Origin of the sequence: Henriciella barbarensis, from assembly GCF_003576345.1 — a bacterium.
GTDB lineage: Bacteria > Pseudomonadota > Alphaproteobacteria > Caulobacterales > Hyphomonadaceae > Henriciella > Henriciella barbarensis.
In genome coordinates, this window is the sequence record NZ_QWGB01000014.1 from 122,554 (window position 1) to 143,154 (window position 20,601).

Below are 20,601 nucleotides of genomic sequence, written 5' to 3' on the forward strand. Positions count from 1 at the left end.
TATGGCCAGGTGGCTGGACGGCACGAAAGGCAATTTCGCAGACGAGCTCGCAGCCTTCCTCGCTGAGCCGCGCGGAGAGGTCGAGGACGTTGCGCAGACCGTGACCGATGTGCTGGCAGACGTGCGCGCAAAAGGCGGCGAAGCCGTGGCCCGTTATACCGCGAAGTTTGACCGGCTAACGCTAGACCCAGTCACGCTGCAGTCGGACAATGTTGACCTTCACGCGCTGGCCGCCGGATGTCCGGCGGACCTCCGCGAGGCCATCGATTATGCCGCCGAGCGGATCACGGCATATCATGAGCGCCAGCGGCCTTCGGACAATTTCTTCAAGGACGCAGAGGGGATAGAGCTAGGCTGGCGCTGGACGCCGCTAGACAGCGTTGGCGTGTATGTGCCGGGTGGCCTCGCCTCCTATCCAAGCTCTGTGCTGATGAATGCGGTGCCGGCAAAGTTGGCAGGGGTGAAGCGCATCGTGATGACCGCGCCCGCGCCAGGTGGACAGCTTTCCAATGCTGTCGCCTATGCCGCGTTGAAGGCTGGGGTCGATGAATACTATCCGATCGGCGGTGCGCAGGCTGTTGCCGCGCTGACCTTCGGTGCGGGCCATCTCACGCCGGTCGACAAGATTGTCGGACCGGGCAATGCCTATGTTGCCGAAGCCAAGCGGCAGGTGTTCGGACGTGTCGGCATCGATACGATTGCCGGCCCGTCAGAGATTCTGGTCATCGCAGATGAGAGTGCGAACCCTGACTGGATTGCCGCTGACCTGCTTAGCCAGTGCGAGCACGACACGTCATCGCAGTCGATCCTGATCACTGTGGAAAAGCCTGTGGGTAAGTCTGTGGAAGAAGCTGTGGAAAAGCAGTTGAAATCTCTCTCCACAGAAGTGCGTGCGCGCACGTCGTGGGAAACGCATGGCGCGATCATCCTGGCGAAGGATCTGGACCAGGCGGCAGACATTGCGAACGAGATCGCGGCCGAGCATCTGGAGCTCGCGATTGATGATCCGGACATCCTGCTTCCCCAGATCCGGCATGCAGGTGCGGTCTTCCTCGGCCACCACACGCCAGAAGCGCTCGGCGACTATGTCACCGGATCGAACCACGTCCTGCCGACCAGCCGGGCGGCGCGCTTCAGTTCTGGCCTTGGTCTTACTGATTTCATGAAACGGATGAGTGTCCAGCGGGCAGGCCCTGACGGGTTTGCCGCCCTGGCGCCGTCTGTACTACGCCTTGCAGAGGCCGAGGGCCTCCCGGCGCATGCGCGCTCTGTCTCCATTCGGACCAATAGCGGTGGGAGCGATGGCAGATAAGCGCCTTGTTGCCGTCGAGATTGATGAAGAGACGCTGTCATCGAGCGGCCCTGATGCTGAGCATGAGCGGCGGGTGGCCATCTTTGACCTGATCGAGGAAAACTCGTTCGGTGTAAGAGACGATGAGCGCGGGCCCTATGTGCTTCATCTCTCCATGATGGAACGCAAGCTGGTCTTCGATATCCGGCTGGAGGACCAGACCAAGGTCCACATGTTTATCCTGTCAGTGTCGCCGTTCCGTGGGATCATTCGCGACTATTTCATGATCTGCGAGAACTATTATTCGGCGATCAAGACGCAGTCTCCTCACCAGATCGAGGCCATCGATATGGCGCGCCGGGGGATCCACAATGAGGGTTCTTCGCTGCTGGCCGAGCGTCTGGAGAACAAGATCGACGTCGATTTCGATACATCGCGGCGGCTGTTCACGCTGATTTGCGCGCTGCATGCCGGACAGACGCGGGCGCCGACCTAGGGCTTCGGGAATTCGATTTCTTCAGGCTGTTTCAGAGGGTGAAGGAGCCGTGCTGTCAGCTCCAGCCGAAGGCCGTCTTCTTCAAACACACGCTCAAAGTTCACATTCGGCATGAAGCTGAACAGTTGAGAGCCGAAGCCTGTTGTCTCCGGAGGCGATACGCCAGAAAGGCCGCTTTCCTTCCAGCGCACTTTGAAACAGTGGGCGTCGTCGCCTCGGGCTGTTTCAATATGTAGCTTGCCGTCCGGTATGGAGAAGCAGCCATACTTCGCGGCGTTGGTTGCCATCTCATGCACCAGAAGCGACGCATGCTGTGCGCCGCGTGGGCCGAGCTGCAAATCAGGCCCGCAAATGGTGACGCGGTCGCAATTACGGCCGCAGAATTGATCCAGCCCATCCCTCAAGATGGCGTGAAGGCCAAGGCCGTCCCATTCACTGTCGCGAAGCTGGTCATGGGTGCGCCCCATGGCAACAAGACGTGAAGCGAACTGATTGCGGAATTCCTCAATACTTTCAGCCTGGTTGCCTGACAGCATCGCAACGGCCTGTACCACCGAAAAGATGTTCTTTACCCGGTGGTCGAGTTCCTGCTGGATGATCTCGTTTCTCTGCTGCAGCTTCTCGGATTCGGTAATGTCTTCGGCTTGCTGGACGATATAGGCGACTTTACCGTCAATGCCGTAATAGGGCGTCTGTACACATTGCCAGCACTTTGTGCTGACCGTCCCGTCGGCATGACGGAAATGGTAATGGGTCCGGTCCAGCCGCGTCGTCTCACCGTTCAGTGTCCGGATAAATTTCTCGCGGACTGGCGCGGTCCGGTCATCCGTCTCGGGGAAGGCGTGGAAGATATTCTTGCCGACGATGTCAGCCAGCTTGCGCTCAACCGAGTCGAGATAGGCCTGGTTCGCGTATATGATCGTAAGGCTGCGATCCATGATCATGTATGGGGTCAGCATGCCGTCAACGAGATGGCGGAAATTCAAGAGGGCCGAGCCAGCTGGCAAGGCATTATGGGTCGCAAGACGATGCGGCATCATTCACACCAGGAATTGAATTTCCCTGATCTGACACCAAATTCCTCTCCAAGCCGTTACCAGGCGCAAGGCGCCGGTTTCGCCGCGTTGTCTTTTACGGCTTGCCCTTACAGGTGACGAAAGTTACGAACCGCGCCATATCTGGCCCGCAGGGATGGTTGACAGTCGCTGCGGCTGAACAAGGAGTGCCAATGTCAAAAGAAGAACTGATTGAGTTCAACGGAACGATCATGGAGTTGCTGCCGAACGCGACTTTCCGTGTGAAGCTAGAGAATGATCACGAAATCATCGGCTATACGGCTGGCAAGATGCGCAAGAACCGCATCCGGATCCTGACGGGCGACAAGGTCCTCGTTGAAATGACGCCTTATGATCTGACCAAGGGCCGGATCACCTATCGCTTCAAATAGTGATGACGCCTGCGACGCGCGCGCCCCTGATCCTGGCGAGCGCGAGTCCAAGGCGGCTAGACTTGCTGGCGCAGGCCGGAATTGTGCCAGACGAGGTCCGGCCCGCCGATATTGATGAAACCCCGCTAAAAGATGAGACGCCCGCTGCGCTGGCCGAACGCCTCGCGCGCGAAAAGGCGTTGCACGTTCACAAAGCTGGTAGCTTTACCCTGGCGGGTGACACGGTGGTCGCGATGGGCCGTCGGATCCTTCCCAAGGCAGGTGATGCGACAGACGTCAGCGATTGCCTGAAACTGCTATCTGGTCGCGCGCATCAGGTGCTTTCCGGTCTGGCGGTTTGCGCGCCGGATGGACGTAATTCGGTGCGGACTGTCCGCTCCCGGGCCCTGTTCAAGCGGCTCACCAACAGTGAGATCGAGCACTATGCCCATGCGGGGGACGGAGTCGGCAAGGCCGGCGGCTATGCGATACAGGGGCAGGCGGCGCCTTTCGTGCGCCGGATCAACGGATCCTACACAGCTATCGTTGGCCTGCCGCTCTATGAGGCTGTTTCCATGCTAACGGGGCTCGGCTATCGAAGCGGCGCAACCTCTCCGAGCGGCGCGGAATAGCGCCCAAGGTCCGCCCGCCCGCTTTCATGCTGCGGAACATGGGTGTTGGTCAGGCTGGCCGACACCGTCGCATTTGCGGGTACGGTTCGGCCCAGCGGTATCTGGAAATTCCGGCGGCTTTCCGGCAGCACGATGAGACTTGCGAGGGGCAGGGACATTCTCTCGTCAATCGCGTCGATCTCGATTGAGCCCTGAAGGCGGGCGTGGGCGGTTCCACCATTCGAAACATCAAGGCGTAGCGCGTCAGACCCGTCCGGCAGCCTTATCCGGCTGATGTTGTCTAAGACGGGCAGGCTATCGGCTGCGGGACCCGACAGATAAACCAGACCCGTCACTTCAGTCTTTTGCAGAAGAGTGCGGCCGTCTGAGGTGTTTACCGGCGTGATGGTTGAGGCAAGCAGCGCGGTCCTGTTTGAGGCGGCTGGGCTCACCGTGTCGGGGATGTTTATATCCACTAGAACGTCGCGCGCTTCACCGGGCGCGAGGGAGACGTAGGCTGGGCTGAAGCGGACCCAATCTACCATAGTGTCCGAAGCATTTCCGGGCGGAATGAGGTCCAGCCCGCCGTCTGTGTCTATGGCCCAGTCGGCGAGACCGATCGTGAGTTCCATAGTGTCGGCCGCACTATCGTTGCGCAGGGTGAACATCGCGCGCTCTCGAGAACCGGGGGCGGCGCTCAGCTCCAGCGATGTCGGCTCCAGAGAGATCTGCCTGCCATGAGCAGGGATTGTCGTCCCGGCCAGACAGGCGATCAGGAGGAGGCCTGCACGAATTGAGCGGGTGAGCTTCATGTCCTGTCCCAGCTGGTCCAGCGCGTAGGCATGCGCTGGGGCAAACCTATGGGCGGGCGGTTACCGGGGGGTTTAGAGGCGCGTCGTGCGTGCCAAGCTTGCGCCAGACGCCGGGCTTGGTTAGCCAAAACAGCGATGACCCAGCCTGATCAAGAGCCTGAGCGCAAAGCCGCGCCGAAGAAAAAGAAGAAGCGCAAGAAGCCGCCACATATCGCGGCGGACCTGGCGACGGCAGAGGGGCGGCGCCGTGCTCAGCTAGAGATGGTGCTAAGCGACCATGGCTTTCTGCGGGAAGGCTTTCAGAACCTGCACCAGATCAGCCCCGAAATGTGGCGCTCCAACCAGCCAAACCCGCGGCAGGTGGCAGAGCATGCGCGCGCACGAGGCATCAGGACAATCATCAATCTGCGCGGTGAGAGCACCAAGGGGTATTATCTCCTGGAGAAGGAAGCCTGCGAAGCGGTCGGCATAAAGCTGGTGGATTTTCAGGTCTTCTCACGCGACACGCCGACGGTGGAGCGCATCGAGGCGGCGCGCGATCTGTTCGAAACGATCGAGTATCCGGCGCTGATGCACTGCAAGTCCGGCGCGGACCGAGCCGGTCTGATGAGTGCCTTCTACATGATATTCCGGCAGGACATGCCGGTGGAAAAGGCGCTCAAACAGCTCTCTGGTCGCTATCTGCACGTCAAATCCGGAAAGACCGGGATGCTGGACGCGTTCTTCGAAGCCTATCTGGACAGCTCGCGCGAGACGGGAAAAGACTTTATGGCGTGGGTTAAGGAAGACTATGATCGTGATGCAGTGAAGGCTGATTTCCTTCGGAAGCGGCGAGGCCGGATAAGCTTCGACCGTATTCTCCGTCGGGAATAAGATCGGTTTTTCCCTGGAATCTCTACCGGGTTCGTCAGAATCCTCTTGCCTAGGAAGCCTAAGAAGGAAGTGAAAATGAAATTTCCAGTCTCAGTCCTGCTCGCCGGCTTCATACTGGCAGCCTGCGACGGAAGTTCAGGTGACCGTAGGGCCATCATGAAGTTCTGCGAGACGGAAGTCGGCATGGAAGCAGCAGAATGCGAGTGCCTGACCGATGCGGCTGAAGAAACGCTCGATGATGAGCTTTTTGCCAAGTTTGCCGACATCGCCAGGAATGGCGGCGAGGAGGAGATCTCAATACCGGGAAATTCTGCGAGGGAGCAGGAACAGATCTTCGCTTTCATCTTCGAGGCAGCACCGCGCTGCGCATTTGGCCAGGAATAATCCAAAGGCCATGGAATCTTTTGGGGGTGTGACGTGAAATTCTTTATTATCAACAGTTTTCGGGCAATGGTTTATGTTGCCTATCTGGCGATCATCGTATGCGGCGTGCTGCTGGGTATCTATCAGGACGGCCTGTTCGCGGCTGAGTATGGCCTGACGGGTGATATGGCGCGCGTCGCCGAGATCGCAGGGTTCACCATTGCAGGCTGGATTATTGCGAGCGTGGTCTGCGGCCTGATCGTCGCCGTTCTCGATATCCGCGACGATATCAATGACCGCCTGCCGGACGCGCGAAGCGATAGCTAGTCGACGCCAGGTCTGGATTTGATGGCGTGGTGGGACACGATGTCCTGCCACGGCCATTTTCTGTCGACTTTCCCCCGGCCTGCATGCTTAGCCTAGTGGCGTGATCTCAGTATTCTCGCAAGCAGGGTAGCGGCCTTGGCCTTACACACCGCCTCCATTTCGAGAGACGCTTTTCGCCATGCGCGCGAGGTGGCGCTACCGACGCTGCCAGGACTGTTGCTCATGGCTTCGGCCGTCTTCGCGCAAAGCTATGTGAACCGCTTGGCAAGCGAAGGCGGTGAGCCAGTGTTCTACTGGTTCGCAATGGGGCTGCTCGTAATCTTTGTCGGCAGCTTCTGGTCGGCGACCATGTATCGTCAACTTCTTCCAGAGGCGGGCACGACTGGTATTCTTGGGGATGCGTGCCGGCTGTTTCTCGCGAACCTTGCCGTATACGGCCTCTATTTCATCCTGATTTTCCTGATGACACTGTTCTTCTCGATCTTTGCAGGCGTGCTGATCGACGCGTCCGGATATGACCCGTCTGCGAGCGGTCAGGCCGCTGACGAAGTGTGGCGGTCGATTGATGCGCTTTCAGGATCCGGAGCGGCGATCATTCTCTACCTGCTGCTGGTTGCCTCGGCAGCGGCACTGATCTGGCTGGGGCTTCGGCTGTTCCTGTTTGGCGCCGCGACGATCGCGGAGCGTCATGTCACTATTTTTCGCAGCTGGCCGTGGACAGCGCGGCACGTGTCCAGGCTCGCCCTTGTCTGGGTAGGCCTGCAACTCGTGCCATGGCTGATCCTGTCCCTGATTGCATCACTCGTGCTTCATGCTGGCGGGATCATGACGGTGATCAGCGTTTATGCGCCGCCTGCCGCCTCCGCTGAAGCGCTCGGCGATCTGGAGTTCGCCGGACTTGCAGCGCTTGCCTTTCTCATCCTCGCACCGTTCTACTGGCTCGGGCATGGTCTCGCTGTCGCGCTTTATCAGCGGCTCGCGCCAACCCGAGTTGACGCCGAGACGACTTTCGGCTGAGTGCTGAAGCTGTATCACGTCCGGGGAGGGCATGGTGGAGCACAGGTTCAGTTTCGCAAATGCCATGCTGCATTTTGCCCAGGCGCGCGGGCCTGGCGGTTTTATCTGGAAGTATGCGCTAGCTTACCTGCTTGCCGTGCTCCTCATGGGCGGGCTGGCCTATGTCCTGTTCCAGCCATTGATTGGTCTTTTCACCAATGTCCTGCTTCAGGTCGCTCAGGAGGCGATGTCGGGTGACGACATTGAAGTCGTGATGACGCGCGAAATTTCCGGCATGGCCGGCCGGATCGTCTTCTCATATATCGGACTGCTGCTTTTGACGGCGCTGGTCTGGTCGATGTTCGAAGCGGCGATCCAGCGGCGCTATGTCCGTGAAGAGGGGTTCAGCATCGGCATTGGTGCCGATGAATTCCGGCTCCTGCTCGTGGCGTTCATGTGGTTGTTGTTCAACATTGTCGGCTATCTCGCCAGCGCAATCATTGCGGCCATTCTCGGTGCAGTGATCATGGGTCTTGGCGGGGGTGAGAACTTCGCGCTTGGTTTCAGCTTTCCCATCGTCTTCCTGCTTGCAGCATTTGGATGGCTGTACTGTACAGTTCGCCTGGCGCCAGCGGCTGGCCTGACGATACGTGACAGTCGGCTTCAATTCCTGAATGCGTGGGGTGCAAGTAGAGGCCGGTTCCTACCACTGTTCTTTGCCTATGTGTTTCTTGGCATCATTTTCTGGATCATTTTCACGGTGCTCTATTCGGGCGGGGCTGCAGCAACCTTCTCTATCTTCATGGCGAATTTTGGCAGCATCGAGCAAATCGAAGCGAATCCGGCAGAGCTGATCTTCTTCGTCCTTCAAGGACGCTTCATCGCCAGTTTGGTCGGCATCTATGCCGTGCTTCTGACGATCAACGGATTGCTTGCCTATGTCTGGGCCGGGCCGGCATCGCTTGCCGCGAAGACCGATCCGCGCGGCGGCGGTATCGCACAGGCCCCAGACGTCTTTGCCTGAGAACAGGCGGCGCTATTCGGCCGCCTGTTTTGATTTCAGCTGTCTGGCATAGGCTGCGCGCCGCTCATCCTGACGGCGGAACGTCTCTGCGAGGAAACGGCCCGTCCAGCTTTCCTCGATAGCTGCCACCTCTTCAGGGGTGCCGACGGCGACCACGCGCCCACCGCCATCGCCGCCTTCAGGCCCGATATCGATCAGATGATCGGCCGTCTTGATGACATCGAGATTGTGCTCAATCACTACCACGGTATTGCCAGCATCGACGAGCTCGTGAAGCACTTCGAGAAGCTTGCGAACATCTTCGAAGTGGAGGCCGGTCGTCGGCTCATCGAGGATATAGAGGGTCCGGCCAGTCGCGCGTTTGGACAGCTCTTTCGCGAGTTTGACACGTTGCGCTTCACCGCCCGACAGAGTCGTCGCCTGCTGCCCCACCTTGATATAGGTGAGGCCCACCCGGCTCAGGGTTTCCATCTTGGACTGAATACTGGGGACGGCGTGGAAGAATTTCTCCGCTTCCTCGACCGTCATGTCGAGGACGTCCGCGATCGACTTGCCCTTATAGAGGACTTCCAGCGTCTCACGGTTGTAGCGCTTGCCGTCGCAGGTCTCGCAGGTGACATAGACGTCTGGCAGGAAGTGCATCTCGATCTTGATGACGCCGTCGCCCTGACAGGCTTCGCAGCGCCCACCTTTAACGTTGAACGAGAAGCGGCCCGGCTTGTAGCCGCGCGCCTTGGCTTCCGGCAGGCCAGCAAACCAGTCGCGGATCGGCCCGAAGGCACCCGTATAGGTCGCCGGGTTGGAGCGCGGCGTCCGCCCGATGGGCGACTGGTCAATGTCGATGACCTTGTCGAGATGGTTGAGACCTTCGAGACTCTCATAAGGCGATGGGGCCTGCGAGGCGCCGTTCAGCTTACGGGCGAGCGCCTTGTAGAGCGTCTCGATGATCAGCGTCGACTTGCCGCCGCCGGACACGCCGGTAATGGCGGTGAACGTGCCGAGCGGGATCGTCGCGTCGACATTCTTGAGGTTGTTACCGGTCGCGCCTTTGACAGTCAGCGAGCGGGACTTCTTCTTGAGGCGCCGCTTGGGCGGAACCGCGATCTCTTCCTTGCCTGACAGGAATGCGCCCGTCAGGCTGTCAGGGTGGGAGATCACTTCCTCGGGCGTGCCTTCGGCGATGATCTGGCCGCCATGGACGCCGGCGCGAGGACCCATGTCGATGACATGGTCAGCGGTCAGGATCGCGTCCTCATCATGCTCGACCACGAGGACGGAGTTTCCGAGGTCGCGCAGACGCTTCAGCGTTTCCAGCAGGCGCTCATTGTCGCGCTGGTGAAGGCCGATGCTCGGCTCATCGAGGACGTAGAGTACGCCCTGCAGGCCGGACCCGATCTGGCTCGCAAGACGGATACGCTGGCTTTCACCGCCCGACAGCGTGCCGGAGGCCCTTGATAGCGAGAGGTATTCGAGGCCGACGGCGTTGAGGAAGATCAGCCTGTCATTGATTTCTTTCAGGATACGCGAGGCGATCTCTTTCTGCTGGTCGTTTAGCGTGTCGACCACCTGGCCGAACCAGTCGCCGGCTTGCTTGATCGAGAATTCGGCGCTGTCGGAAATATCGAGGCCATCAATCTTCACCGCGAGCGCTTCGGGCTTCAGGCGCTTGCCGTTACAGGATGGGCAGGGAGCGGCGGACTGGAATTTTGAAATCTCGTCGCGCGCCCACTGGCTGTCGGTCTCACGGTAGCGGCGGTTGAGGTTCGGGATGACGCCTTCAAAGGTCTTCTTCACCTCATAGCGGCGCAGACCGTCATCATAGACGAAGTGGATTTCTTCATCCCCCGTGCCGTGCAGGACGACGTCGCGGACATTCTGCTTCAGCTTGTTCCAGGCGGTATCGAGATCAAAGTCGTAATGATCCGCAAGCGCCTGCAGCGTCTGCGTTTGGTATGGAGAGGCGGCGCGGGCCCATGGCGCGATGGCGCCTTTGGCGAGCGACAGGTCCTTGTCGGGGACGACCAGTTCTGGGTCGACCTTGGACTGTTCGCCGAGGCCATCGCAAGCCGGGCAGGCGCCGAACGGATTGTTGAATGAGAAGAGGCGCGGCTCGATCTCCGGGATGGTGAAGCCGGAGACAGGGCAGGCGAAGTTCGCTGAATAGGTGATGCGCTTGGCTTCCGTCTCGCCTTCTTCGAGGTCGGCATATTCGAGAACAGCGATGCCATTCGCGAGGCCGAGAGCGGTCTCGAAGCTTTCTGCGAGCCGCTGCTCCATGCCTTCGCGGATGACAACGCGGTCAACGACGACATCGATGTCGTGCTTGAATTTCTTGTCGAGCGTCGGTGGGCTTTCAAGGTCGTGGAATTCGCCGTCGACCTTCACGCGCTGGAAGCCGTTCTTGAGGAGCTCTGCGAACTCTTTCCTGTACTCACCCTTGCGGCCGCGGATCATTGGCGCGAGCAGATAGAGGCGTGTCTTCTCTGGCAGGTCCATCGTCCGGTCGACCATTTCGGACACCGTCTGGCTCTGGATGGGAAGGCCGGTGGCGGGCGAATAGGGGATACCGACACGCGCCCAGAGGAGGCGCATATAGTCATAGATTTCGGTCACGGTACCGACAGTCGAGCGCGGATTCTTCGAGGTGGTCTTCTGCTCGATCGAGATCGCAGGCGACAGACCTTCAATGCTCTCGACATCGGGCTTCTGCATCAGCTCAAGGAACTGGCGCGCATAGGCTGACAGGCTCTCGACATAGCGCCGTTGGCCTTCAGCGTAGATCGTGTCGAAGGCGAGCGAGGATTTGCCCGAGCCGGATAGCCCTGTCAGCACGACAAGCTTGTCGCGGGGAATGTCGACATCGACATTCTTCAGATTGTGTTCTTTCGCGCCGCGCACGCGGATCATGCGAAGATCAGGTGACGTCATCGACATAGCCTTTCGGGACCGCGCCTCGTCTTGCGTTGAAGTATCATGTGTAACTGGAGTCCAGCTTGACGACCAGAACAAAAGATGAACATTGTGCCGTCTGCAGCCATTTAAGCTGCCGATTGTGGAAATATGGGGTGTGAGGGCGACATGCGCCAAGTGTCGTATTACACCCGGAAGCTGGATTCGAACCGGAAATGAATGGAGCGCGATATGGCAGGCTCAGTGAACAAGGTCATTCTCATCGGCAATCTGGGAGCAGACCCGGAAGTGCGTCAGTTCCAGAATGGCGGACAGGTCTGTAATCTGCGTATTGCGACGTCGGAGACCTGGAAAGACAAGAATACAGGTGAACGCCGCGAGAAGACCGAGTGGCACCAGGTGGCCATCTTTTCCGAGGGGCTGGTGCGGATCGCACAGCAATACCTTAAAAAAGGCTCGAAGGTTTACATCGAAGGCAAGCTGCAGACCCGCAAATGGCAGGATCAAAGCGGCGCAGATCGTTACTCGACCGAGGTCGTGCTTCAGGGCTTTGATGGTACGCTGACCATGCTGGACAGCGCTGGCGGCGGCCAGGGCGGCGGTGGCGGTGGCCGCTCGGGCGGTGGCAGCTATGGCGGCGGCGGTGGTGGTCCACGTCAGCTCGATGGTCCGCCGCAGGACTTCAATCAGGACTTTGAAGACGAGATTCCGTTCTAGGGTGACGCCAAACCGGGGCAGGGCGCCGGGCCTGGCGCTGGCGATGCTTCTCCTGTCGGCTTGCGCCGGCAGCCCTGTGGCTGAGCAAGAGCCAGGCGATACAGGCGCGCTGCTTCTTACCAATGCCCGGCTGATCGACCTTTCAGGTGAAGCGCCCCGGATCGAGGAGCCAGCCTTCTTGCTGGTTCGCGGTGGCGAGATTGCCGCCATCGGCGATGCCACTTCGAACTTCACCGCAGATGAAATCATTGACCTCGAAGGCCGTACGGTAACGCCAGGCCTCGTGGACATGCATGTTCATGTCTGGGATGAGGCTGAACTCAACGCCTATCTTTCCTATGGCGTGACGACGGTACGGAACCTCTCCGGCATGCCGTTCCATTTGAAGCTTCAGGATGAAATCGCGCGCGGCGAGCGTCTTGGGCCCCGGCTGCTGACATCGGGGCCTATCCTCAATAGCGCCGGAGCGAACCAGCAGCCGAACCACCAACTTGTCGAAACGGCTGACGAGGCCCGCGCCGCGGTTGCCTGGCAGGCGGATGCCGGGTTCACGCGCCTGAAAGTGTATTCGAACCTCTCGCGCGACGCCTATGAAGCGGCACTGGATGAAGCGCGTCTTCTCGGTATGGCTGTGACCGGCCACAGCCCGGAGGGCGTACGCGGCCCGGGCGTGCCAGAGAGCGAACCCTTCGATATTGCGTTCGGTGAAATCATCGACGATGGCTTCGAGACGCTGGAACATGTCGAGACGATGGTCTGGCATGGCCTGCGTGGGCGAAAGGACGAGGCTGCGGCCAGGACGCTTGCGCGTCGGCTGGCGGAGGCCGGTGTTGCCGTGACACCGACGCGTGTGGCGCACCATAATTTGCTTCGTATGGCTGAGACGGGCGGCGCGGCAGCCGATCGGGATGGTATGAATTTGCTAAACCCCTTCGTGCAGGCGCTCGAAGCAGACGTGAAAACCTATTGGGCGGCAGCCGATGCAAGGCCGATTGCGGAAGAAGATGCGCTTCAGGCGCGAATGACGAAGATCCTCGCGGAGGAAGGCGTGATGCTGGTGGCGGGCAGCGACGCAGGCATTTTCATCAATGCACCGGGCCAGTCGCTGGGTGACGAGCTCCGTCTTCTCGTGGTGGCCGGGCTCACGCCTTATCAGGCGTTGCAGGCTGCCACCTGGAACGCTGCGGTGGTGCTGGGTGAAAGCGATGATAATGGATGTATTGAAGCGGGCTGCGCCGCTGACCTGGCAGTCTACAGCTGCGACCCTTTGGCCGATATTGATTGCGCCGCGTCGGTGTCCGGCGTTGTGCGGGCTGGCGAATGGCTGGGGCCGGAGCGACTTCAGGGCCTTCGCCGGGCGGCAGCACAGCACGATGTCGAGCGGACGCAGGCGAACCTGTTTGAAGGCCTTGAGGCGCAGGGAACGCCTATTCCCAATTTCTAGGCCCTCATGAGCGAGCGCGTCTGACGACGGCGTATGCGAGGGGGCGGGAACGCCTTCGTGAGCGGGCCGTTTCCAACCGATCTGTTTGGAGCTTTCAGGCCATGATGAAATACGCGCTATTACCTTTTGTCTGCATGGCAGTGACTGGCTGTGGTCTCGATGGGCAGGGTACGGGTGCGGCCGACGTTCCGCGAGAAGAAGCGCGCATGGGAAGCGATGCGAGTTCGCTCGTCGATAACGCTATCGAGGATGACAGCGCGGAGGCTCGGCGTGACCAGCCTGTCGATGCGTCGATGCCTCCGGTTGATGCTGGAGACCCTGCAGATATCGCGCAACGTTGGGCCAGCGCACTTGAAGCGCGCGATTGGGAAACGGCCCGTCTGTCCTGGGGCGAAAGCGGTATGGCGAGCGGCCTCGACGCCGAAGAGTTTGAGGTCGCTTTCAGTAAATACCGTACGATCAATATCAGCTTTGGCGAAGCCCGGCAGGAGGACACGGCTGGAACGCTGTATTACGAAGTACCTGTGACCATGGCGGGCGAACTTGAGAATGGTAATGCCTACCGGATGGAAGGCCCACTCCTGCTTAGCCGCGTGAACGATGTCCCGGGTGCGTCCACCGAAGAGCGCAAATGGCATATCGAGATGAGTGATTTGCGACCCAGGCGTGTGGACAAAGAAACCGGCAGCATTCGATAGGCGCTACTGGGGCTTGTCCGGTCTGGCGATCATCATGACGCGATCGATGAAGTCGCTTTTTGCCTGCGTATAGGCTTCCCTGTCATTGCCATAGGTTTCAGCAAGCTTTCGCTTGAGACGGGCGTAGGCTTCGGCCTCTTCGGGGTGTGTGTACAGATAGTCGACGAATGCCAAGCGACCATGGAGGTCGCTGCCGGGTTCGCTGACATGTATGTGATGAGTTCGCTTCTCGCCTCGGGGCGGCATGCCCCGCACGAAGAAGAGGCGGTCTGTCTTTGGATTGTCGGCCCAATAGTCGTAGCCAAGTCTATCCAGTTTTGCGGGTAACGCCGCTTTTGCTGAATTGAGGTCCGGCACGATGAACAGCATGTCGATGATGGGTTTGGCGGGCATCCCTTTGATCGCAGTGCTTCCGAAATGCACAATGTCGATGATAGGGAAGTCCGCAAGTGCAGAAAGGATCCGTTCGCGCTCGCGCTGGAACGCCGCGGGCCAATCGGGATTGTGCTCGGCGATCTCTATTTCGTCCATTTGAGCGAATTCCAGACTTAGGCAGGCTCAGCTCATCCCGCGATAGCGGCCGGGGCGGTGGTTGATCGCGACGGTGAGGTTCAGAACGAATGCGCCGACGATAGACAGCGCCACGAGCTTCAGCGGCAGCATAAAGAGCGCGACGACCAGGATGAGCAGGTCGACGATGAGCTGAAATAGACCAGCGCGAATGATGCCCCTGTCCTGAAGGAACTGGGAGAGGATTGTCACGCCGCCAATGCCGGCGCGGTGGCGCAGCAGGACGACAAGGCCGACCCCCATCATGGCAGCGCCAGAGACGGCAGCGAACGCTGGCGCCAGAAAGCTGAAATCCACCCAGAGCGGAAGCAAACGCGTCTGGACCGATACAAGCGCCACTGACGCGAACGTGCGAAGCGTGAAACCCCATCCCATACGAAGGATGGAAAGGGCGAAGAAGGGCAGGTTGAGGACGAAGAAAACCGGGCCGAAAGTTAGAGATGTACCGAACTCGACGAGGAGGCTGGTGCCTGCAACGCCGCCAGTGATCAGCATGGCTTCGCTATAGAGGATCACGCCGAAGCTCAGCAGCAAAGTGCCGAGGATCAGTGCCTGTACGTCTTCGTACCATTTGTGGGGAACGACGGCGGCTTCAGCTTCGGTTTCAGGTGTATCGGACATGGGCGCTCATTGCGCGAGGCGAACGCCGCGTCAAGGCGTGTAAATTTCTACTGCCGCGCTCGTTCGACTGCCGCCACGCTCCAGCGCACCACCGATAAGATAGATGTCATCGCCGACGGTTACGCCGCCCAGGCCGTGGCGAGGCTTTGGCATATCCTCAATTGCCGACCAGTGATCTGTCCGGGCATCGTAAACCCATGCGTCTTCGTATACGCCGCCACCATTGTCGAACCATTCGCCGCCGAAAGTGTAGAGCTTGCCATCAACCACGCCGCTGGCGAGGCCACCCTGGGCGCGCGGCATGGGGGCGAGGGTTTCCCAGCGATCGGTCCCCGGATCATAGACTTCGTGAACAGCAGTGTTGCCGCCATCTACAGTGCGGCCAGCCACGACATGAAGACGTCCATCGATAACGCCAGCGACGGCGCTGTTGCGGGCGGTCGGCATCGACGCAAGCACTTCCCAGCGTGCGCCATCAAAACAAAGCAGCGTGCCGACATCAGTGTGGTCGTTCCAGTCGAGATTACGGGTGCCAGAAGGCTGGCGACCCCCGGCAAGGTAGAGCTTCCCGCGGATAATGCCGCCGCTACTCTCACCATTCACGACTGGCAGAGGCGGGGCAGGGCGCCAGGCATCGCCGGTGGCATCATAGCGCCAGGCCGTATTCTGCATTTGCCAGCCGCCCTCCGGCCCGGATTCAAAGCCACCAATGCAGTAGAGCACGTTGTTCAGGCTGACGAGTTGGGGGTGGTGCCTGGCGACGGGCAGGTTAGCGAGCGGTGTCCATTCTCCGGTTTCAAAGTCGAGTGCGTGGTGGGCACTGGTGGGGCCTGTGATACGGCCATCTTCTGCAATAAAGCCGCCGGCCTGGTGAATGCGTCCAGCATGAAGACATGGATAGATCTCCTGCACGGGGAACGGCAGCGAGGGACCATCGCGCCAGCCTGACAATCTTGCTCGCCGTTCGCTGCTGGCGGGGCGCGCAATCGATGCGGCAGCAAGACCGGCCGCGAACCATTGAAGAGACTGGCGGCGTGTTGGTGTCGTTGCCATCTACGAATTCCTCTCAATCCTGCGCCCTGACAATAGGCTGGCTGTCGTCATTGGCAAAGACGAGGCCAGCAAGAGAAGAATTCTTGATCTTTCCGTTGGACAGCGACGCGGCGTGAGGCCTGTGCAGTATCGCGATTCCTGCCTAGCCTAGCGCGAAAGAACGACCAGGGAGAGAGACATGGCGATTGATTTCACAATTCCGGAAGACGCAAAAAAGGTCCGCGAGAAGGTGCGCCAGTGGGTGCAGGACGAGTGTATTCCGGCCGAAAAGCGGCTTACCGACGGCGAGGACTACAAGACGGTCCTGAACGACTTGCGCGGCAAGGCCCGCGCCCAAGGACTGTGGCTGCCATTTATCCCTGAAGAACATGGTGGCATGGGGCTTGGCCCGCTCGCCAATGCTCTCGTCCAGATGGAACTCGGCCAGAGCCATCTCGGCGCGCTGTCGATGAACTCGCAAGGGCCGGATGACGCGACCATGCTGACGCTGCTCGCGCATGGTACCGATCACCAGAAAGAGAAATTCCTCAAGCCGATCCTGAATGGCGAGAAACGCGTCTGCTATTCGATGACGGAGAAAGCGGCTGGCGCTGACGCGACCGGCATGCAGACGCGCGCCGAAAAGGACGGCAACAGCCACTACGTGCTGAATGGCGAGAAGTGGTATTCTTCTGCCGCCAGTGTGGCCGACATCGCCGTGGTCATGGCGAAGACCAATCCGGAAGCGCCGCGCCATGAGCAGTTCTCGACCTTCATCGTCGAGTTGCCGAATGAAGGCTATAATATTGTCCGCGATATCCCAACCATGGCCGTGCATGGCCCGCTCTATGAGATCATGGGCGGCGGTCATGCCGAGGTGAAGATCGAGAACCTTCGCGTCCCGCAGGAGAATCTGCTCGGGGGCGAGGGCAAGGGCTTTGCCATGGGCCAGCACAGGCTTGCCTATGGGCGCCTGCGCCACGGCATGCACAATGTCGCCATGGCGCAGCGGGCGCTGGACCTTGCGACCGAGCGAGTCACCAGCCGCACCACGTTTGGCAAGGGCCTCGAGGACCGTCAGGGCGTCCAGTTCATGCTTGCTGAGTGCGCGAGCCAGCTCTACATTGCCCGCCTCATGCTGATGCATATCGCCTACAAGGCCGAGAACGGCATGGACCTTCGCCAGGAGAATGGCATCGCCAAAGTCTTCCTCGCGAACATGGTCCACAAGGTGGTCGATACGGCGATCCAGCTACACGGCGCGCTTGGCTATTCGCTCGATACACCGCTGGCGGCCTGGTATACGCATATTCGCTCACAACGCCTCGTCGATGGCCCGGATGAGGTCCACAAATGGATTACCGGCAAGAACGTTATCCGCGCCTTCAAGAAGGACGGCACGACGGCGGCCGCGGCGGGCGGCGACCTGCTGTAATTACAAGGCTTTGTAGCCGGTTTCGCGCCACAGGGGAGCGCTGCTGAAAAGCGGCGCTCCAGTTTGTGTCGGGTGGCTGCGTTTGCTAGTCTGAAAGCTAGTGATCGCGGGCGATTCGACGCCGCGCGCAAAGCAGACAAAGAGGCTAAAGCCCGTGAGCGACGAGACCACTCCGCCGGACGAGCCGGAAACGCCAGAAACCCCGCATGAAGACGGTATCGATCCGGTCGATATCGAGGATGAACTAAAACGGTCTTATCTCGATTACGCCATGAGCGTGATCGTCAGCCGCGCTCTGCCCGATGTTCGTGATGGCCTGAAGCCGGTGCACCGGCGCATTCTCTATGCGATGCAGGTCAACGGCAATACACCGGACAAGGCGTACAAGAAGTCCGCCAACATTGTCGGTGCCGTGATGGGTAACTTCCACCCGCATGGCGACAGCGCGATCTATGACGCGCTCGTGCGGATGGCGCAGCCTTTCTCAATGGGTCTGACGCTGGTCGACGGGCAGGGTAATTTCGGCTCGATCGACAACGATCCTCCAGCCGCGATGCGTTACACGGAATCGCGGATGACCAAGGCGGCGCAATACCTGCTTGCGGACATCGACAAGGACACGGTCCAGTTCCAGGACACCTATGACGGTGTCCAGCAGGAGCCGATGGTTCTGCCAGCGCAGTATCCGAACCTTCTCGTCAATGGCGGCGGTGGTATCGCTGTCGGTATGGCGACCAATATCCCGCCGCACAATCTGGGCGAGGTCGTCGATGCGACGCTGGCCATGATAGACGAGCCGGGCATCGATGATGAGGCGCTGCTCGAAATCGTGCCGGGCCCCGATTTCCCGACAGGCGGCCTGATCCTTGGCTATGCAGGCTCGCGCAAAGCTCTCCTCGAAGGGCGCGGCTCAGTGCTGATGCGGGCGCGGACGGAGATTGAAGAGGTCAAGTCCGGCCGCCAGGCGATCATTGTTTCCGAGATCCCGTACCAGGTGAACAAGGCATCGATGGTCCAGAAGATTGCCGAACTGGTGCGTGACAAACGTATCGAAGGCATTGCCGACCTGCGCGATGAATCCGACCGCCACGGCATTCGCGTGGTCATTGAGATCAAGAAGGATGCGAGCGCAGATGTCGTGCTGAACCAGCTCTTCCGCTTCTCGCCGCTGCAGACCTCCTTCCCGGTCAACATGCTGGCGCTGAATGGCGGGCGCCCTGAGCAGCTGAACCTGCGTGCTGTCCTGCAAGCCTTCATCCAGTTCCGCGAGGAAGTGGTTGCCCGGCGTACCAAGTTCGAGCTGAACAAGGCGCGTGACCGTGCCCACGTTCTCGTCGGTCTTGCGCTGGCCGTTGCGAATATCGACGAAGTCATCCGCATCATCCGGAACGCGCCGGACCCGAACGCGGCGCGCGAGCAGTTGCTCGCCAAGGCCTGGCCGATGATGGACATGGGGCCGCTGATCGACCTTATCGCTGACAAGCGGACACGCCGGGCCGAAGGCGATACGATCTATCTGTCTGATGAGCAGGCACGCTCTATCCTCGCCCTTCAACTGTCGCGCCTTACTGGACTTGGCCGCGACGAAATCGGCAATGAAGCCAAGGGCTTGTCCGACAAGATCGCCGATTTTCTGGACATCCTGCGTTCGCGCCCGCGTATCCTCGACATTATCCGCGCCGAGCTGCGCGAAGTGAAAGAGAAGTTCGCTGTGCCGCGCCGGTCGGAGTTCACCTTTGTCGATGCCGATCTCGACGATGAAGATCTGATCGAGCGGGAAGACATGGTCGTGACCGTGACGCATGGCGGTTATGTGAAGCGCGTGCCGCTTTCCACCTACCGCACCCAGCATCGCGGCGGCAAAGGCCGCTCTGGCATGTCGATGAAGGATGAGGATTTCGTCACGCGGCTGTTTACGGCCAATACGCACACCGAGATCCTGTTCTTCAGCTCTGAAGGCATGGTCTACAAGGAGAAGGTCTGGCGCTTGCCAATCGGGTCTCCGCAAGCGCGGGGCAAGGCGCTGGTAAACATCTTCCCGTTGTCAAAGGATGAGCGTATCGAGAGTGTTATGCCTCTGCCGGATGACGAGGCGGCGCGCGAGCAACTTGACCTCATGTTTGCGACGCGATCCGGCAATGTACGACGTAACAAGTTGTCCGATTTCACGCGGGTAAATCGCAACGGCAAGATTGCCATGAAGCTCGACGACGGCGATGGCATCGTGTCGGTGAAGATCTGTTCCGACATGAATGACGTCATGCTGACCACGGTTCTGGGCAAGTGTATCCGTTTCCGTGTCGATGATGTTCGTGTCTTTGCGGGCCGTAATTCTACCGGGGTGCGCGGTATCCGTCTGGACAAGGGCGATGAAGTCATCTCACTCGGTATCCTGCACCATATCGATTTCACGTCTGGAGAGTCCCGCGCCTATCGCAAACACGAGATTGCGAAGATGCGCGCGATCTCCGGTGAAGAGGTAGATGAGGACGAAGCCATTGCAGACGACGAGGACGATGGCGGTGAGGACGACGTCTCGCTGAGCCCGGAGCGTATCGCAGAGATGGGCGCAGCCGAAGAGTTCATCTTGACGGTTGCCGACGATGGCATGGGCAAGCGTTCGTCTTCCTATGACTACCGGGTCACGGGCCGCGGCGGTAAAGGCCTTGTCGCGCATAACATCTGGGGCTCTGACAAGAAGAAGGGGCCGGTCAAACAGATCGCTCAGTCCTTCACCGTCGACGACAATGACCAGGTGATGCTGGTGACGAATGCGGGGCAATTGATCCGCACACGGGTCGACCAGATCCGTATTGCAGGCCGTGCGACGTCGGGCGTCTGGGTGCTTCGCACAAATGAGGGTGAGCGGGTTGTCTCCGTAGCACGCCTTGTAGAAGACGGCGAAGACGATACAGAGGAAGAATAAGTCAGCCCTGCTCTGGGGCGACGCCAGAA

Annotated in this window: 20 protein-coding genes; 14 read left to right on the top strand and 6 right to left on the bottom strand. The window is 59.7% G+C overall.

Annotated features, from left to right (window positions below; translation table 11 throughout):
• Nucleotide 1 precedes the first annotated feature (1 nt).
• Both hisD and D1224_RS15025 read left to right on the top strand, forming a co-directional pair.
• A complete protein-coding gene (hisD, locus tag D1224_RS15020; RefSeq protein ID WP_119380751.1) occupies nt 2-1,312 on the top strand; it encodes a histidinol dehydrogenase in 1,311 nt (436 codons plus the stop codon).
• Complete coding sequence (locus D1224_RS15025; protein WP_119380752.1) at nt 1,302-1,787, top strand: UPF0262 family protein; 486 nt, start codon at nt 1,302-1,304, stop codon at nt 1,785-1,787. Before hisD ends, D1224_RS15025 begins: the two co-directional genes overlap by 11 nt.
• Here D1224_RS15025 and D1224_RS15030 read toward each other — a convergent pair.
• The gene (locus D1224_RS15030) at nt 1,784-2,827 is read right to left on the bottom strand and encodes an HWE histidine kinase domain-containing protein (protein WP_119380753.1); all 1,044 of its coding nucleotides are present in this window, start codon (nt 2,825-2,827) and stop codon (nt 1,784-1,786) included. The genes D1224_RS15025 and D1224_RS15030 overlap by 4 nt on opposite strands.
• 188 nt (nt 2,828-3,015) lie before the next feature.
• Between D1224_RS15030 and infA the strand changes: the two genes are divergently transcribed.
• Complete coding sequence (gene infA, locus D1224_RS15035) at nt 3,016-3,234, top strand: translation initiation factor IF-1 (protein WP_018147535.1); 219 nt, start codon at nt 3,016-3,018, stop codon at nt 3,232-3,234.
• 2 nt (nt 3,235-3,236) lie between these two features.
• Nucleotides 3,237-3,845 (top strand): Maf family protein, encoded by a 609-nt coding sequence (locus D1224_RS15040; RefSeq protein ID WP_119380754.1) that lies wholly within the window; start codon nt 3,237-3,239, stop codon nt 3,843-3,845.
• Here D1224_RS15040 and D1224_RS15045 read toward each other — a convergent pair.
• The gene (locus D1224_RS15045; RefSeq protein ID WP_119380755.1) at nt 3,806-4,636 is read right to left on the bottom strand and encodes a fimbrial biogenesis chaperone; all 831 of its coding nucleotides are present in this window, start codon (nt 4,634-4,636) and stop codon (nt 3,806-3,808) included. The two genes, D1224_RS15040 and D1224_RS15045, sit on opposite strands and share 40 nt — an antisense overlap.
• A 135-nt stretch (nt 4,637-4,771) precedes the next feature.
• Between D1224_RS15045 and D1224_RS15050 the strand changes: the two genes are divergently transcribed.
• The 5 genes from D1224_RS15050 (at nt 4,772) to D1224_RS15070 (ending at nt 8,219) form a co-directional block, all read left to right on the top strand.
• Nucleotides 4,772-5,509 carry a fused DSP-PTPase phosphatase/NAD kinase-like protein gene (locus D1224_RS15050; RefSeq protein ID WP_119380756.1) on the top strand — a complete coding sequence of 246 codons (738 nt, stop codon included), beginning with the start codon at nt 4,772-4,774 and terminating at the stop codon, nt 5,507-5,509.
• A 75-nt stretch (nt 5,510-5,584) separates the two neighbouring features.
• Nucleotides 5,585-5,893, top strand: coding sequence for a hypothetical protein (locus D1224_RS15055; RefSeq protein ID WP_119380757.1), 309 nt, complete (start codon nt 5,585-5,587; stop codon nt 5,891-5,893).
• Nucleotides 5,894-5,926: 33 nt separating this feature from the next.
• Nucleotides 5,927-6,199 carry a hypothetical protein gene (locus tag D1224_RS15060; RefSeq protein WP_119380758.1) on the top strand — a complete coding sequence of 91 codons (273 nt, stop codon included), beginning with the start codon at nt 5,927-5,929 and terminating at the stop codon, nt 6,197-6,199.
• Between the two features lie 222 nt (nt 6,200-6,421).
• Complete coding sequence (locus D1224_RS15065) at nt 6,422-7,216, top strand: hypothetical protein (RefSeq protein ID WP_119380759.1); 795 nt, start codon at nt 6,422-6,424, stop codon at nt 7,214-7,216.
• Between the two features lie 64 nt (nt 7,217-7,280).
• Nucleotides 7,281-8,219, top strand: a complete 939-nt coding sequence (locus D1224_RS15070) for a hypothetical protein (protein WP_182482327.1) — start codon at nt 7,281-7,283, stop codon at nt 8,217-8,219.
• A gap of 12 nt (nt 8,220-8,231) precedes the next feature.
• Here D1224_RS15070 and uvrA read toward each other — a convergent pair whose 3' ends face one another.
• A complete protein-coding gene (gene uvrA, locus D1224_RS15075) occupies nt 8,232-11,147 on the bottom strand; it encodes an excinuclease ABC subunit UvrA (protein ID WP_119380988.1) in 2,916 nt (971 codons plus the stop codon).
• Between the two features lie 213 nt (nt 11,148-11,360).
• Between uvrA and ssb the strand changes: the two genes are divergently transcribed.
• The 3 genes from ssb (at nt 11,361) to D1224_RS15090 (ending at nt 13,988) form a co-directional block, all read left to right on the top strand.
• Entirely contained in the window at nt 11,361-11,846 is a 486-nt protein-coding gene (gene ssb, locus D1224_RS15080) for a single-stranded DNA-binding protein (protein ID WP_119380989.1), read from the top strand.
• A 76-nt stretch (nt 11,847-11,922) separates the two neighbouring features.
• Complete coding sequence (locus tag D1224_RS15085; protein ID WP_182482328.1) at nt 11,923-13,290, top strand: amidohydrolase family protein; 1,368 nt, start codon at nt 11,923-11,925, stop codon at nt 13,288-13,290.
• A gap of 101 nt (nt 13,291-13,391) precedes the next feature.
• Complete coding sequence (locus D1224_RS15090) at nt 13,392-13,988, top strand: hypothetical protein (protein ID WP_147372414.1); 597 nt, start codon at nt 13,392-13,394, stop codon at nt 13,986-13,988.
• A gap of 3 nt (nt 13,989-13,991) precedes the next feature.
• Here D1224_RS15090 and D1224_RS15095 read toward each other — a convergent pair whose 3' ends face one another.
• The 3 genes from D1224_RS15095 to D1224_RS15105 are packed head-to-tail and all read right to left on the bottom strand — an operon-like array spanning nt 13,992 to nt 16,232.
• On the bottom strand, nt 13,992-14,519 hold the full coding sequence (locus D1224_RS15095) for a GrpB family protein (protein WP_119380763.1): 528 nt from the start codon (nt 14,517-14,519) through the stop codon (nt 13,992-13,994).
• Nucleotides 14,520-14,546: 27 nt separating this feature from the next.
• A complete protein-coding gene (locus D1224_RS15100) occupies nt 14,547-15,179 on the bottom strand; it encodes a YitT family protein (RefSeq protein ID WP_119380764.1) in 633 nt (210 codons plus the stop codon).
• A 30-nt stretch (nt 15,180-15,209) separates the two neighbouring features.
• Nucleotides 15,210-16,232 carry a Kelch repeat-containing protein gene (locus D1224_RS15105; protein ID WP_119380765.1) on the bottom strand — a complete coding sequence of 341 codons (1,023 nt, stop codon included), beginning with the start codon at nt 16,230-16,232 and terminating at the stop codon, nt 15,210-15,212.
• Between the two features lie 178 nt (nt 16,233-16,410).
• On the opposite strand from D1224_RS15105, the gene D1224_RS15110 reads away from it, so the two are divergent.
• Together D1224_RS15110 and gyrA are read left to right on the top strand one after the other, a co-directional pair.
• Nucleotides 16,411-17,646 carry an acyl-CoA dehydrogenase family protein gene (locus tag D1224_RS15110; RefSeq protein WP_119380766.1) on the top strand — a complete coding sequence of 412 codons (1,236 nt, stop codon included), beginning with the start codon at nt 16,411-16,413 and terminating at the stop codon, nt 17,644-17,646.
• Between the two features lie 154 nt (nt 17,647-17,800).
• A complete protein-coding gene (gyrA, locus tag D1224_RS15115) occupies nt 17,801-20,572 on the top strand; it encodes a DNA gyrase subunit A (RefSeq protein WP_119380990.1) in 2,772 nt (923 codons plus the stop codon).
• Nucleotides 20,573-20,601 lie beyond the last annotated feature (29 nt).